The sequence below is a fragment of the bacterium genome, from assembly GCA_036382775.1.
Taxonomy (GTDB): Bacteria; Hydrothermota; Tepidihabitantia; order SM23-42; family JAOAFX01; genus DASVHD01.
Genome location: DASVHD010000037.1, coordinates 1 through 15,824, shown reverse-complemented (window position 1 = coordinate 15,824; position 15,824 = coordinate 1). Strand labels below are relative to the sequence as shown.

Genomic DNA, 15,824 nt, shown 5'->3' with positions numbered 1-15,824 from the left:
GCGGCAGATCGATGACAGTGATGAAGAAATAGATTACAGTGATAACGACATAAACACTGGATTCCCGTTTGCACGAGAATGACATAAAAAAAATGAGATTGCTTCGTACCAAAATCACTCGCAATGACATAGTCCGGGATGAGATTGCTTCCCCTCGTTCCTCGGGACACCAGCGTTGGAATTTTAAGGGTTGCCCCACAGGGACTCCATGTATTTTTATTGTTATATATAAGGTTGCGTACCAAAATCACTCGCAATGACATATTCCAGGCTGAGATTGAACCCTGGAGGTCAGATCTTTACTTTGTGCATTACCCTTTGCTTCAAATAACACACAATCTAATTTCTGTTCCCTTTTGATCAACTATTGACAGAGGCTTAATTCTAAATATCATTACATTAAAAGCTGAGGAATGACCCATGCCATTAGACGATTCGCAGGATGCCATACCCAGGCTGGTGTTCAGATGCTCTAAATGCTGGATGTCGTTGGGTTATATCGGTCCCGACGAACTGATGATCTGTCCACGGTGCGATACCGAACTCTACGTCGGTTATATGGAACCAAGAATCGTGGAGGGTGGAGCAAGAAAAACCAGCGAATATGATCAGCTTCGGTGTGCGCTGCGCGATAGTTTGAAGAACATGAAGGATTTTACGGAAATCGATTGTGAAGAGATCGCCGGACCCAACACCAGACATTTGCCGGATGCCGTATATAAAAACACCACCTCGGAAAATCTCAAACTGCTGCTCTACGAGATCGAAACATGCGATACGATGCTTGACGATGCTACCGTCAGCAAAAGCCGGTTATTTGCCATGACCGCCCTGAATCTCGGCGCCAAATTCCATATTGTCGTGCCGAGGAACTGCAACGGTCATAACGGCAAGGACTTGGTCAATGAAGTGTTGAGCAAAAACGATATTAAAGGAATTGATATTATCTGTCTATAGTTTTTGTGCCTGGTGTCGGTGAATGAAGCAAGCAGAGAATTAAACCTCCAAAGGTGTTGACAACCGAATAGATTTATATAGACTTCTAAATGTTATTATGACCGGTACGCCGCCGCTTGCTCAGTACAAAAAAGCCAAAAAACTCGAGGAAACGCGCAATGCGGTCGTTTATCTCCTGGAAGCCTCCGATAAAAGCAAATTAATTCAAAAAAAAGCGCTCGACAACTCGATCCAATTCAATGAGCTCATTTCACGGGAATATCGTATTCTGACGCAGTTTCAGCATCCGCATATCGTGCGCGTACTTGATTACGATATTGACAAGGAAGGCCGGGCTTTTTTCACGTCCGAATATATCGACGGCAAGCCTATCGGCGAGTGTTTCAAAGGATTTACCGAGGATTTCATCGCCGCTTTTCTGCAGGTCTTCGACGCGCTCGGCGCGTTTCATAACAAGGGTTTTATTCATTCCGACCTAAAGCCCGAGCATGTTCTGTACGATACGGTCCGAAAAAAAGCGACGCTGATCGATTTCGGCTTTGCCGGCATTGCCTGCGGCGATTCGCCCGGCGCCGGCACGATCGGGTATATAGCGCCCGAGGTGCTCAAGGGCATCGGGCTTGACCAGCGCAGCGATCTATATTCCCTCGGCATAATCATGTATGAAATTTTATCCGGTATCAAACCGTACAAGAATTTTCAGAAATTAGACCGCGTGCCTGAAGAGCTGAATTCTTATCTCGACCGCCTTATCGCACCCGAGCCTTATCTCAGACCGGCTCTGCCCGAGTTGCATGAGTATTTCAGAAAACAACTCCCCAGCGGCAAGATCGAGTCGATGAAGTATGACGTCGACATCCCCGTCACCGGCTACGTGGAAAACCCTGAAATAAAAATGAGGACGGATACCGCCGCAATAATAAATCCTTTCGTTATCTGCGGCGACACCGGCGCCGGCAAAACGCGCCACTTAAGGGAGATAAAGTACAGGCTGCAGACAAGGGGCTGGCAGGTCCTCTGGCATATCGGCAAAGGAAACATCTCGCTCCTGGCGGCGCTCAGGGATTTCCTCGGTATCCCGGATGATGATAATAGCCGGGATTATCATCCTCAGAATAAGATCCAGGCTTATGAAGAGATCAGGCAGGCAATAGCTGAGTACGCTTCCCGTTCCGGTTTGGGGATTCTGGTCGATGATCTTGAGGATTGCAGTGATTTCGAACTGGGTTTGCTGCGTTATATCGGTCTGGGAGCAGCCGGTTCTAACCTGCTGGTCGCGGCAAGCGCGAATACGGTCGGAGACATAACATCGGAGCGCGTCAAGCAGACAAATTTCGACATGATCGGCCTGGAGCTTTTCTCGATGCCCGAAATCGAACAGCTGCTCGCGAAGACTTTTTTCGTCATCGAGATTCAGCCGTCGGAAAGCGGTATCCATGAATTCGCCGGATCAATTATGGATATGACCAGCGGAAATCCGCTTTTTATTGTCGAAACGTTTAAAGCGCTCCATGAGAAACAGGCACTTGTTTTCAGGGATAACAAATGGCAGGTAAATATGGCTTTACTAAAACAAACGGAAATGCCTTCAAAGACCGAAAACATTCTCACGATGAGAATAAAAGATGTTGGGGACGATGAACTTTTGTTACTCAAGCTGCTGGCCATTTGTGAATGCCCATTATCAATGGCAATGATAAACGACCTGGTGCCCGGACGCGGCGAAATCAACCTTGAACGTCTGAAAAACAGCGGTCTGGTCCGGATCGAGCATACTGCGCACGGCATCATAGCCGTGGTTGCCAATAAAATCCTGTTAGCCATCGTTAAGGAAATGATCCCGCCGCAGGAGCAGGCGCAATTAGTCAATAAATTGATCGCCGCGTTCGAATCCATGTCACCGATGCAGGCATGGCATTACGCGCCGGTCGCCGCGTTATACGAGAAGTCAGGCAGGATACCTCAGGCAATAACGTATTTTCAAAAAGCAGCTGAAGAAGCGGAAAGAATTTACGACAATGATTCGGCGGTAATTCTGTATGAAAAACTGATCGGCCTGTCGGAAAGTAAGAAAAATGACCAATACTTCGCTTTTGTGCTCAAAGCCGCCGATCTTTATGACATTGCGGGCAACAATGCCCGCGCTCAACAACGCTATGATCAAGCACTTAAAACAGCGGACCCTGAAATAATGGCGCGTGCTTATGCCGGCCTTGCAAAAGTTATACACGCGCTTGGCGAACTAAGCGAATCTTTGGGGCTCTTTGATCAAGCGCTCCAGCGAATGTCTCTTGGCACTGAGGAATACATCAGGACAGCGAACTATAAAGCGTACGCGCTGTTCGATGTTTCCGAGTTTGATAAAGCGCGAGATATCCTGAACCAATCCGTCGATTCTGCGCGTAAATTGAAGAATCACGCACTTGAAGCCGAATCATCCTACTATATGATCACGATGGCTTGGCATAGGGGAAATTATGACGAAGGAATCGTCAAAAGCACGGAGCTGCTTAGTTTTTGCAAAACCCATTGTCTTGAAAAGCAGTACGCTTTTGTTGCGAACCTTTTCACTTCGTTTTATCTCCTGAAAGCGGATTATGTTAAAGCAATGGAATTTGTGGATCTTGCAATTGCGGGCTTTAGAAAAGTTAAGCAAGCGGATGCTGTTGCAACTGCTGTGGTTTATAAGGCAAATATTCTCCTTATCAAAGGAGATCTCAAATCCGCGCAAAGCGCATACGAGGAAGTCTTAAAATCCGAAATCCTCCACGATAATAACGAAATACTAAAAAACTGTCTCCTCAATTTGAGTTTGATTAGCCGACAAATTAGTGATCTGGGACAAGCATTGATTTACGCACGGCAAGCACATGACACAGCGCCGGATGATCCACACGCCATTTATGAAATGTCATTTATCCAGTATCTGAAAGGTGATCTTGATGCAGCACAATCACAGCTTGAAAATGCTTTGAGTCGGAGCCAAAATAACCTTTTTTACATGAATCTCGCCTTCATATACCTCGCATTGGGAAAGCTAGGCGAAGCTAAATCCGTTCTAGCCAAAGCCCTCGATTTTATTAACGGGGCGGTTACAAATATATCAGACAAAACAGATATACTAATAAGGGCGTGCGAATTCTACTGTCTTACTAATGAATTTGAACGCGCACTGAGTCTTGCAGAACAGGTTGCAGCTTTATCTTCTGAACACAGTATCCACCGCAACATTACGAATGTTTTGGTAAGTATCATATCTGCAGCAATGAACAATACTGACCCTCAGGGATTCGACGGAGATTTATTATTTCTAAAAGAAAGAGGATTCATAAGCACTTATGCCTTTTTAACAAAGCTGGTCTGTCAGATACGCCTGGAAACCAACATTGAAGCAAACAATATCGAAGCTATTCTTAAGGATCTCTATGAGATCGGAAATATTTACGCTTTGTCCGGCGCCAAGACCGAATTTCAAAGGGTGCAAGAGCTCAAAGAAAAACTCTATCCTGTGCTCGTGCGCGATTATTCCCGACACGCTGTCTCTCAGAAATATCTCGCTACATTGTCGGGTATCGCAACTCTGATTCATGCAAAACTTGGTGATCCTGATTTCAGTAACCAGGTCCTTGACTTGATAATTAAGGCGACCGGCGCCGAACGCGGCGCGCTTTTTATAAAGAGCAAGAAACGGATGAAACTGGCTGCCGGACGCAATCTGGATAAAACCACGATCAAGGACGCCGGCGATCTGTCCCGGACCGTGATCAGTGACATCGCCAACCGTGAGTTTGTTTATATCCAGGACGCGGTCAGCGACGTGATATACAATGTCAGAAAGAGCGTGATGCTGAATCAGATTCGCACGATTTTATGTATCCCCCTGACCATCGACAAGGAGGTGCTCGGCGCGGTATATCTGGATTCCCGCTTTGCCAACGCTGTATTCAGCGTGCAGGATAAGGATTTTCTTACCACGGTAACGAAAATTCTGGCTTCGGTTTTAGAAAAATCAACGGTAATGCAGGCAATAGAAGAAGAAAACATATTGCTCAAAAGCAAAATAGATCCGGCAATCGGACAGGGCTATCTCATTGGCAGGTCAAAACCGATGAAAGCCATCTATCGTCAGATCGAAGACATAGGTCCCAGCAACGCGCCGGTACTGATACTGGGTGAGACCGGCACGGGCAAAGGAATGATCGCCCGGTATATCCATATGTACAGCCGTCAAAAACACAATAGATTTCTGACGATCAACTGCGGCACGATCCCGGAGACGCTTCTGGAATCTGAACTTTTCGGTCATAAGAAAGGCGCGTTTACCGACGCGGTCAGCGATAAAAGCGGTCTGCTTGAGCAGGCCCACGGCGGCACGATCTTCCTCGATGAAATAACCAACACGTCATTGTCATTTCAGGCAAAACTGCTCGAGACCATAGAAGACAAGGTCATCCGCAGACTGGGCGAAACCGAGCAGAGAAAAATCGATGTCCGGTTCTTGTTCGCCACGAATAAAGACCTCGAAATCGAAGTGGAAGAAGGACGATTCAGGAAGGACCTGTATTACCGTATCAACGTATTCAGCATCCATGTCCCGCCGCTCCGCGAACGCTCCAGCGATATCGCGCACCTGGCGCGGTATTTTCTAAAAAAATATTCCACTGAAGTGAATAAAGCGATCAGAGATTTTACCGCTGAAGCGATGAAACAATTGAAAGAATACTACTGGACGGGTAATGTGCGGGAGCTCCAAAACTTGATCGAGCGGGCGGTCGTGACATCAAAGGGCAGCATGGTGTCGGTTGAAGATATTGGATTATCACATGTAACGCCGGTAATGGGCAAGATGACCGACATAAAAAAAGAAGCCATCATTGAAGCGTTAAATGCGTCAGACGGTAATGTTACACTCGCAGCTAAAATGCTGCATATAAGCCGCAGGACAATCGAGAGACATATAAAGAAATATAACGTTATTACATGACATATTGACAGCTGCTGCGACATTTCAATAAAGCGCGACATTTTGTCGTAAAAGCGCATCTCAAACTCCATGAAATCACGGCGAAAACTGCATATTTAAAAAGTGCGACATTTTGTCGCACTTTTCAGACATCCAAAATGATGGTTAATAAGACTATTCTTCGATTTTTCGAAACAAACAGAGTTGGCACAGATTTTGCTTATTAAGATAATAATGAAAGGAGACATAACCATGAAGAAAGCGTTAATTTATACACTATTGGTACTGGTTATCGGGTGTATGGTGGGGTTTACTACTAGACAGGCCAAGACCGACAATGCTGTTACTGGCGTGGTCCTGGATATTTTCATGCCGTCGGTAGCTTATGCAGATTCGGATACGGTTGGTGGATATATTCCCAAACCGCCGCCGATTAAGTAATAATGGATTGAGGTATTGCATGAAATCTTTGCACCTTTACGAAGTGAAGCTGATAGACGGCACCTTATACCGTGGTGAAATACCGTATCGCGATGATAAGATGATCATCATGAGGTCCGGTTCAGTGGAGCAGAATAAGATCCGCCTATATTACAGCGGCATCGTTTCCATACGGGAATTGGGCTGGCGCAAAGTATGTGTCTCTGCCGTCGATAAGGCGCCTGTCTCTGCAGGGGGGAGTGAATAAGTTCCCCGAGAACAGCAAGCTGACGTAGCACCAGCTTTCTGGTCAGCTTGCTGTTCGCCATTTGAGCGGCACCCGGGTTATGGGTTGGTTAATTTATTTATATAACATAATTTACAGGAGAAAATGACAAAGTCTTTGGATAATTCACCTTCGTTTAATTCTGAATTTGCCAGCCTGTCAACGCAGAGGCTGATCGTCCGGGAAATCAGCCAGCTGTTATTGAAGATCAAAGACGAAAGGTTGTTTTTGAACGAAGTATGCGCCATCATTACTCACTACGATTCTGCCCAGTATGTGTGGATAGGTCTTATAGAGGAATTTGAAAAAGAGCAGAAGATCAAGTTCGTAGCGCAAGCCGGCATTGAGCATACGCTCACCAAAGATATTTTGCTGCTGTGCGCCGACCTGGACAAGCAGCGCGGCCCGGGTCACACGGCGATCCAGACCATGAAACCATTAGTGCTCAATGAGCCGGATGTAGGCGACCGCGGCGAGAGTGGGCAGCCGGTTTTTTGGTCGCGGATCATACTGCCGCTGATCGATCATGAAAATGTGATCGGCTTATTAAATATCGGTTCCACGCGTCCGAATGCATTCGGCGACGATGAGATCGATTTTCTGACCGAAATCGCGGGCGATATCGTCATCGGTTACCGGGTGCTGCGTCTGGAAACCGATCTCAAGCAAAGTGTTGTCAGCGCGGGGAAAACGCTGGAAAACACGATCGATGCCCTAACCCTGATTTTAAGCAAAAGGGATCCGTATACCGCAAGCCATCAAAAACGAGTAAGCAAACTGGCATATGCCATTGCCAAAAAACTCGGTCTTTCAGAAGGAATATTGGAAGGTATCCGCGTCGCCGGGGCACTGCACGATATTGGAAAAGTATATGTGCCGGCAGAGATTTTGAGCAAACCATCCAAGCTGACTGAAGGCGAATTCAATATAATGAAAACTCACCCCCAGGTTAGTTATGATATCATAAAGTCCATAGATTTCCCATGGCCGGTGGCGCCGGCGGTGTTGCAGCACCATGAACGCATGAACGGATCGGGCTATCCGCATGGATTGTCCGGAGGAATGATCGCCTTCGGCGCCAGAATACTAGCCGTTGCCGACGTGGTCGAAGCAATGTCATCCCATCGTCCCTACCGTCCGGCGCTGGGTATTGAAAAAGCCCTGGCTGAGATAAAGCAGAATAAAGGGGATCTTTATGACCCGGAAGTGGCTGAGGCATGTCTGAGTCTATTTAAGCAGGAAGGTTATGTGATCGATGGGTCTGAGACAGTCTAGGGATCACGGCAAGGTCTCTATTTTATTAATACGATGACCTTGGCTCCAGACGGGGAATTGAGCAGTGATCCGAGTGCATTTTGGTACTTGACATATTTCTATTTATAAATATAATTGCCCATTGAAAAGCTTGGTATTTGTGAGAAGCGGTGGAAGAATATTCATATTCTCAACCCAAAAACAAATAAAGGCTTGAAAGGAGACGTATGCCATTGGGTACTGTAAAGTGGTTTGATAGCAAAAAGGGCTACGGCTTTATCCAAAAAGAGGATGGTTCTGGCGATGTGTTCGCACATTTTCAGGATATCATCGGTGATGGATACCGTACGCTGCGCGAAGGCGAAAAGGTGAAGTTCGAGATCACCTCTTCGCCCAAGGGCGAAAAAGCCACAAAGATCGAACGCGTTTAGCTTTGTACGCGTTCATAAAAACGCCTGAAAAAGAGGAGCGGTCGCGCATCGCTCCTTTTTTTCTTTTTTGCATCCCACATCAGTTGACTATCATGCCGGCTTTGCTATAATTTATCAAGGAGGCTTAAATGATCAAGATAGACAGGACCATGAAGCTCTTGTTGGCGTGGATCGCTTTTGCGCTGACCATTATCGCGCTTAAAATGGCCTTACCCGATCACGCACTTATGGCTCAGGAAACGTTACCATCGGTTTCCGGACCGCTCCAGGTCGTCATCAGCGAACCGGTGCCGGTAAAGATCGTGGACTGGAACGCCTACCCATCACAACCCTTCAAGGTCAAGATCGACGATCCCTGGCCGGCACGGGTCGAGATCATGGATGAGGTCAAGATAAAAGGCGAGCTGAGATTACAGCAGTAAGAACGCTACCAATTTCATTCGTAGCGTTGATTACGGAGATGAAAAGACAGATTACAACGATAATAGATTGAATATAGTGTTTTTTTGGATTTTTATCTCTACACTCTTCCTTCATAGTACATCGCTGTAGTCATCCGTTCCGTATTGACTTCGAAAAATGCATTCATATAATATATATAAGCAACAAGGAGATGGTCTATGAAAATAATTGCCTGGTTTTTGTGTCTTACCGCCCTGGTCGCAGGCGCTTTTGCCGGCGATATCCGGATGGAAGTAAGAGTCTACTATTCCAACGCCGATCAGCTTTACCGGGATATGGGAGAACTTTTCGGAAGGCTGGATGTCTGTACAGTGCAACAGGCAAAGACAGGCGAATACTACCTTGTCATCAATGCCACAAGGGATGAACTCGAGCGGATAAAAGCGCGGGGGTTCAGAACCGAGATAACGTATGACGACATCGCCGATAAATTCTGGGAAATGGCCGGTACGCGTGACCGGCAGATCCTGCGCAGTTTCGGTTATTTTTACACATACTGGGAGGTGCGTGATACCCTGCAATACCTGGCTGGCCTGTATCCAGGCATCAGCAGGTATTACAGCGCGGGCAATTCCTACCAGGGATTGAGCATGATCGCCTTTAAAATATCGGATAATCCCCTGGTCGACGAGGGCGAACCCGCGGTATGCATTAACGGCGCCAGTCACGCGCGCGAACCCATGGGAACTTATCTTTGCGTGGACTTCATAAAATACCTGCTCTCCAATTACGGTACCGACTCGACGATCACCTGGCTGGTCAACAACCGCGAGATCTATTTCATTCCGGTGATGAACCCGGACGGATACCGTTATAATTCGGATTCGGGCGGTTCGACAGCCAACTGGCGGAAGAACCGCCGGGTCGTGCAATCGCCGAATGTCGGCATCGATCTCAACCGCAATTACGGCTATAAATGGGGATATGATAATTATGGTTCAAGCTCGAACCCCTCCAGCGAAACATATCGTGGTCCTTCCCGGTTTTCCGAGCCGGAGACCCAGGTCGCCCGCGACTATTTCCTGCCCAAAAAGATCCGGACCCAGATGGATTACCACTCTTACGGGCCCTACAACCTCTGCGTCTGGGGGTACAGCGGTTCTGCCGAACCGATCCCGGATTCGATCATGCAATGGGAGATCCTGGATTCCATGCGCGCAAAGGACGGCTTCCCGGCGAACGCGACCGGTCCCATTTATCGCGTTTTATACGCGGCAAACGGCGGCAGCTGTGAATGGGAAGTGAAAGACACGCTGCACAACGGCGTCCAGAAATTCATGACGTATGCTTATTCGATCGAAACCGACCAGAATGACTTCTGGGACGGTGTATCCAACATGACCACGATCACCGACAATATCAACCAGTGCCGGCCGGTAAATTACTATTTCACCAGGATCGCCGGCGTGTTCTTTGACAACCTCAAAAAAACCGTCGCGGATACGGTCCTGGGCAATATGACCGGGCAGCTGGATCCCAACGAAACGTCGCATATATGGTTCAGCTTGAAGAACCGCGCGGTCCATCCGCTCGATTCGGCCTATAATGTCAACGCGCAGCTGGTTTCCCTGGATTCGCAGGTTACGGTCCAGAGCGCCAGCGCGACGTTCCCTGTCATCCGCAGGAACAGCACGGGTAATAACAGCGGCTCCCGGTTCATCATTTATTGCAGTCCGAACGCGATACCAGGAACGATAAAACGTCTGAGGCTGGTCATGACCTTCAAGGATGATACGTGCACCATAACCCAGGCGCTGGTATGCTCGCTGGTGGTCGGCAGCAGCCCGGTGGCCGTCAATGAACAAAGATCGGCGAATCCTGCGCGTTTAATGCTGTCGATCGTGAACAACCCGGCTTCCGGCAGCGTGCGGTTCGACGCGTCGCCGGCTCCGAGCCCGCAAGCCGTGCTCGAGATCTACGACGCGGCGGGCATGATGGTCGCGAGCGTCACCGGCAGACGACTCGTCTGGAACGGTACTTCGCGGGGCGGGCTGCCGGTTCAGTCCGGCGTGTATTTCTACCGGTATCGGGACTATGCGGGACAGAGTAAAGGGAAATTCGTGTTTGTGAGATAAAAAAAGAGATCAGTGATCGCGGCGATTAAAGATCACTTATTCAGGCAGACCGCGATCCTTAAGGCGAGCCATTTCCCAGGCGGCGAAATCCTTTGGCGGATGAACCGCCTGAGCGTCTTTTTTGCGCTCCAGCCGGATCGATTCCGTCGCGCAGGCACTAACGCATAACCCGCAGCCGATGCATTTAACACTGTCAATGACCACGGGTTCACCCGATGGCGGTTCGGCAATGGCATGGACCTGGCATCGCTGGCTGCACAGCATGCAGCCGGTGCAGGATTCTTGATCAATGACCGCGTAGTAATTTGACCGCGCGACCGAGGTCTCGATGCCGAAGTCTGTGATGCCGCGCAGGATACCGCAGCAGCAGCCGCAGCAATTACAGATATAAAAAACTCCTTCAACGACGTTACTGACCGTGTGCACCAGCCCGGCGGTCTCGGCGTCATTCAGGATCTTTAAAGCCTGCTCGATGGGTATGTCACCGGCACGAGGCGGGCGTTCCATCTTCGTGAAACTAAGGCAGCTTGCGAGCTCATGCTTGCACCGGCGCTTGCCCAGCAGGTCCTGCTGCACGCGGCATATGCAGTCGCGCACGCTGAAAACCCTGCCTTCGAGCAGGATTGCCTTGACGTCCTCATACGGCAGGATCCAGTCGGTTTTGATCGTGCCCTGGGTAGGCACGACCCGGTGCAGGGCCGGCGACGGCCGCATGATGCCGACGGCGCCGCCCGTGCTCATGTATTCTTCAAAAAGTAGAGCAAATTCCTGGTCCAGTACTTCCATTTGGGCTTCGTAAATGCCGACGATGAAGGGCGCGAGCCGGAACTTCATTTCCCGGCCCCGCTTGGCACACCATAATAGCCCGCGTTTTGCCATGGTGATGAGTATTGCTTTTACTTCAGCAGCTGGCAGACCTGCCCTTTGGGCGATCACATCCGGCGTTTCTTCGTGCCGAGACATCAGGGACGCGATCAGCGCTTCGTCCGGCGCAAAGAGCTTGTGGAGCAGTTGTATTTCTACCCTCGACCGGGTCCTCGGGAACCCATTGGGCAGGGCGTCAAGGGCATCGATCAGCCGCTCGTAAATATTTTCCGGTAAAGCGGATTCGGGAGTGCTCATGGTTCGATGCCTCAGTATAGCAAATACGGATCAAAAATCAAGACGGAAATAATAATGAAACGGCAGGGGTTCATTGCAATTTCTTTACAAAGCCCAAGCTTCACATTAATATTAAACGTCCGAAATTTCATCCAAAAGACTATCCCTTGAAGCCTACGACAATCGGGGAGAGGCTTAAAAAGAAGAGAATGGACATGAGATTATTTCAGAAGGATGTCGCCAGGCTCATTGGCGTGTCCACTAATACAATAACTTGCTGGGAGAAGGGCAGGGTTGAGCCGAGCAAAAGGAATTTAAGGAAAATAAGGAAATTTTTAGGGATAAGGAAAACTGAATAAAACTGTACTTTTTGCTGTCAAAATCATTTCATCCATTGTCGGTAATTCTATATGCTGCAATGTGTTTTGGTGGGAAGTTGGGCACGGATTTGACACACGGTAAAAGGGGGGTTGGCGCAAGCCAGCCCTTTATTTTACCATAATAATTTTTTCTGTATAAGAATGATTTCCAGCTGTTAATCGAACAAAATAAACACCTTGTGATAGTTTTTCATTTATATCATTACGACCCTCCCAAACTCTTTTATAAGTACCAGCATTCTGTTTCTCATTGACAAGCGTGTTCATGCACTGACCCGCGACATTATAGATTTCGAGTGAAACACTGGAGGAGTTTTCAAGATAATATGAGATGTTGGTCAATGAAGAAAAGGGATTTGGAAAGATTTTGAGCATCATGCGTTTCACATTGAATCCATAGGCTTCTTCAATTCCGACGACGTCTCTAATCACTGATACGTTGGAACTGAGATAATTCGCCACATATATTCTATTCTGTATGGAGTTCCAGGCCAAACCGTATGGCCATTTTCCCACGGTGATGTTTGCTATCACGGAGTCTGTTGCGCCATCGATTACAATTACCGTTGTATCGCCGTTACCACAATAAATCTTGTTATTAATCGAATCCCAGACTAGAGGAAGGGGTGTTATCCCTTCGCCGGCCGCAATAGTCGCAATTACTGCGTCTCCTGTGCCATCAATGACAGACACCGTGCCATCCCCGGTATTACCGCAATAAATTTTATTATTTATGGAATTGTATACAAAAATATCAGGTCTACTCCCTACTGCAATATTTATTATCATCGTATCGGTGGTGCCATCAATTACGGTAACATAAGCGCTGTCAAAACTGGCGCAATAAACTTTGCCGTTGATTGAATTCCAGCCCAGAGCCGCATGACCTCTCCCTATACTGATGTTTTTAATTATAGAATCCCCGGCACAATCAATAACAATCATATTGTCGTTCCCATAACTAGTGCAATAAACTTTGTTATTAGGTGCAGTCCAGAGCAAACCACAGGGATAATCTCCCACAGCAATGCTTGTTATCACGGTATCAGTAGTCGCATCAATCACGGTCACGGTGTTGCCTTCTCCATTGCTACAATAGATCTTATTATTTGTTAAATTCCAAGCCAGAGACCAAGGGCCAGTTCCAGCAGGGATATTAGTGATCACCGAGTCTGCTAAACAATCAATAACGGTCACGGTATTATGATTGTAATTAGCGCAATAGATCTTGTTATTGGTGGAATTCCAAACCATCCCAAAGGGCATTATTTCTTCAAAAGGTCCATCTATTATTATATTTTTTATCACGGAGTTTGTTACACCGTCGATTACTGTCATGATATCGCTATTGCAATTCGCACAGTAAACTTTGTTGTTGGTGGAATTCCAGGCCATTGCGAACGGTTCGCATCCGACAACGATGTTCGTAATAATGGAATCCGTTACCCCGTCAATCACGGTTATATCAAGGCCATCATAGGCACCCACAATATCATGCACACCATTAGCACAATATATTTTATCATTGATTTGATTAAAAACCAGGGCAAGAGGACCATTTCCTGTCGTAATTGTGGCGATAACGGTATTGGTTGTACAATTGATTACAGTAACATTATCACTATTTTCATTTGCACAATAGACCTTGTTATTAGTGGAATTCCAAACTAGGAAACCAGGATTACTGCCCACTGCAATGCTCGTTGTGACATAATCCCCGGCACCATCAATTACTGTTATAGTGTTACTACTTCTGTTTGCAGAATAAACTTTATTGTTTGTTATATTCCAAGTAAGACCGTCAGGGCCGTTTCCTACAGCGATATTTGTCATAACCGAATCCCCAACACCGTCAATCACGGTCAGGGTGTTGCTATTCTTATTAGTACAATAGACCTTGTTATTAGTTGCATTCCAAACTAGTGCAGTGGGTCGATTTCCTACTGTGATAGTACTTATCACTGAGTTTGTTACGCCGTCAATCACAGATATAGTGTTGCTGTAAAAATTAGTACAATAGATTTTATTACTGGTTGAATTCACAACCAGTTGATGGGGGTTGGTTCCCGTCGGAATGTTTGTAATAACCGAATCCCCAGCACCGTCAATCACGGTTATAGTATTACTCTGTTCGTTAGCACAATACACCATATTATTGAATGAATTATAAGCGAGAGCCAATGGATAAACGTCCACTGGGATGGTTGTTATCACCGAGTTTGTTACACCATCAATTACAGTCACAGTATTGTTGGTTGCATTAGCGCAGTAAACCTTATTGTTGCTTGAATTCCAGCAAAGTGCATGAATAACCAGGCCAACAGGAATTCGGGCAATTTTAGAGTCAGACACCCCATCAATGACAACTACTGAATTACCTTCCCAGCCGCCGACGTAAATTTTGTTGTTTGTTTCATTATAGGCAAATGCCTGTGGGTAAATAACTCCACAGAGTGAGTCTGGTACATAGATGGTTGTTTCAAGCCATTGAGCACTTATTGATGTAGTAAATCCGAGTATGATTATTGAAACACATTTCGACATATTTATAATCCTTTCCACGTAATTATAAAAAAAACATATAATTTCATTTAAAAAGTGCCATCGTATTAGATCTCATCACATTAAACTAGTCAATTATATAATCAAATTCTTCACTGTCAACAGTACGATAATTCCTAGAGGTCGGATCTTGATTCAGGGGCAGGGTATTGCCCTGCCCCTGACCTATGAATATCATTTTGTAGTATCACCACCAACGTAATGTACCGTAATATCCACTTGGGTGTCTTCAGAGAGTGTTCTGTCTATGATGGTTTCTCCTGAGTAGAGACCCGACCATGAGCATTTCACCTTATAGACGTAGAAGGGGGGATAAAAATTCCACTGATATTGGCTGGATCCATCAGTAGCATCGTATCCCACGTAGTGGGTCGGACTGTCATATATAAATACATTTTTCCCAGAACCGACGCCATTACCATTTTCATACTTAACATAGCCTGATAACCAACGAGCAAATTCGTCTGCAGAGGTTCTTGAATTCAAGACGCTCAAAACAATGAATGTTAAGGCGATTATTGGGATTATTGCTATCAAGACTTTCTTCATGTTTTCTCCTTTTGGTTGTGAAAAATATCGATTCGTGAATTTGTTCTTTTATTTGTTTTCACCTCCTTACTAACATTGTTTTTATTCTATCAAGAAACATTTCATCCCCTTACGGAATGCTCCCCGTTTGACTTGGACATGAATATAAGGTATACTTGCGGGCTTGGAAAGGAGTTTTACGATGAACCTTTCTACGACCTTGCCTTGACGATGTCAATACAAAAGGTGTTGGGGTTGGGTTATTTGTCCTGCTTCAGATGGAACTTGACAATCGGGCCTAGCTGAATAAGGTGGTTAGGAAGGAGCGAAATGGAAGGCAAACGGCAGCGAATCAGTCCCGAGAAAAAGGTTGAGATCTTGCGCGAGCATTTGAAGAACAAAGTG

The 15,824-nt window shown here is 46.7% G+C and carries 11 protein-coding genes; 8 read left to right on the top strand and 3 right to left on the bottom strand.

Annotated features, from left to right (window positions below):
* The first annotated feature begins 420 nt into the window (after positions 1-420).
* From VF399_09610 to VF399_09575, 8 genes are all read left to right on the top strand, one after another.
* Complete coding sequence (locus VF399_09610; protein HEX7320595.1) at positions 421-957, top strand: hypothetical protein; 537 nt, start codon at positions 421-423, stop codon at positions 955-957.
* A 97-nt stretch (positions 958-1,054) separates the two neighbouring features.
* The gene (locus VF399_09605; protein HEX7320594.1) at positions 1,055-5,941 is read left to right on the top strand and encodes a sigma 54-interacting transcriptional regulator; all 4,887 of its coding nucleotides are present in this window, start codon (positions 1,055-1,057) and stop codon (positions 5,939-5,941) included.
* A gap of 213 nt (positions 5,942-6,154) precedes the next feature.
* Complete coding sequence (locus VF399_09600) at positions 6,155-6,361, top strand: hypothetical protein (GenBank protein HEX7320593.1); 207 nt, start codon at positions 6,155-6,157, stop codon at positions 6,359-6,361.
* A 19-nt stretch (positions 6,362-6,380) separates the two neighbouring features.
* On the top strand, positions 6,381-6,608 hold the full coding sequence (locus VF399_09595) for a hypothetical protein (GenBank protein ID HEX7320592.1): 228 nt from the start codon (positions 6,381-6,383) through the stop codon (positions 6,606-6,608).
* A gap of 123 nt (positions 6,609-6,731) precedes the next feature.
* Positions 6,732-7,901, top strand: a complete 1,170-nt coding sequence (locus tag VF399_09590) for an HD domain-containing phosphohydrolase (protein ID HEX7320591.1) — start codon at positions 6,732-6,734, stop codon at positions 7,899-7,901.
* 206 nt (positions 7,902-8,107) lie between these two features.
* Positions 8,108-8,311 carry a cold-shock protein gene (locus tag VF399_09585; protein HEX7320590.1) on the top strand — a complete coding sequence of 68 codons (204 nt, stop codon included), beginning with the start codon at positions 8,108-8,110 and terminating at the stop codon, positions 8,309-8,311.
* Positions 8,312-8,439: 128 nt separating this feature from the next.
* Complete coding sequence (locus VF399_09580) at positions 8,440-8,733, top strand: hypothetical protein (protein ID HEX7320589.1); 294 nt, start codon at positions 8,440-8,442, stop codon at positions 8,731-8,733.
* A gap of 198 nt (positions 8,734-8,931) precedes the next feature.
* Positions 8,932-10,848 carry a M14 family zinc carboxypeptidase gene (locus VF399_09575; GenBank protein ID HEX7320588.1) on the top strand — a complete coding sequence of 639 codons (1,917 nt, stop codon included), beginning with the start codon at positions 8,932-8,934 and terminating at the stop codon, positions 10,846-10,848.
* A gap of 36 nt (positions 10,849-10,884) precedes the next feature.
* Here the strand turns inward: VF399_09575 and VF399_09570 are convergent, their stop codons facing one another.
* The 3 genes from VF399_09570 to VF399_09560 form a co-directional block, all read right to left on the bottom strand.
* Positions 10,885-11,970: a 4Fe-4S binding protein gene (locus VF399_09570; GenBank protein ID HEX7320587.1), complete on the bottom strand. Its 1,086-nt coding sequence runs from the start codon at positions 11,968-11,970 to the stop codon at positions 10,885-10,887.
* 467 nt (positions 11,971-12,437) lie between these two features.
* A complete protein-coding gene (locus VF399_09565) occupies positions 12,438-14,873 on the bottom strand; it encodes a T9SS type A sorting domain-containing protein (protein ID HEX7320586.1) in 2,436 nt (811 codons plus the stop codon).
* 192 nt (positions 14,874-15,065) lie between these two features.
* Positions 15,066-15,440: a hypothetical protein gene (locus VF399_09560; GenBank protein ID HEX7320585.1), complete on the bottom strand. Its 375-nt coding sequence runs from the start codon at positions 15,438-15,440 to the stop codon at positions 15,066-15,068.
* Between the last annotated feature and the right edge of the window lie 384 nt (positions 15,441-15,824).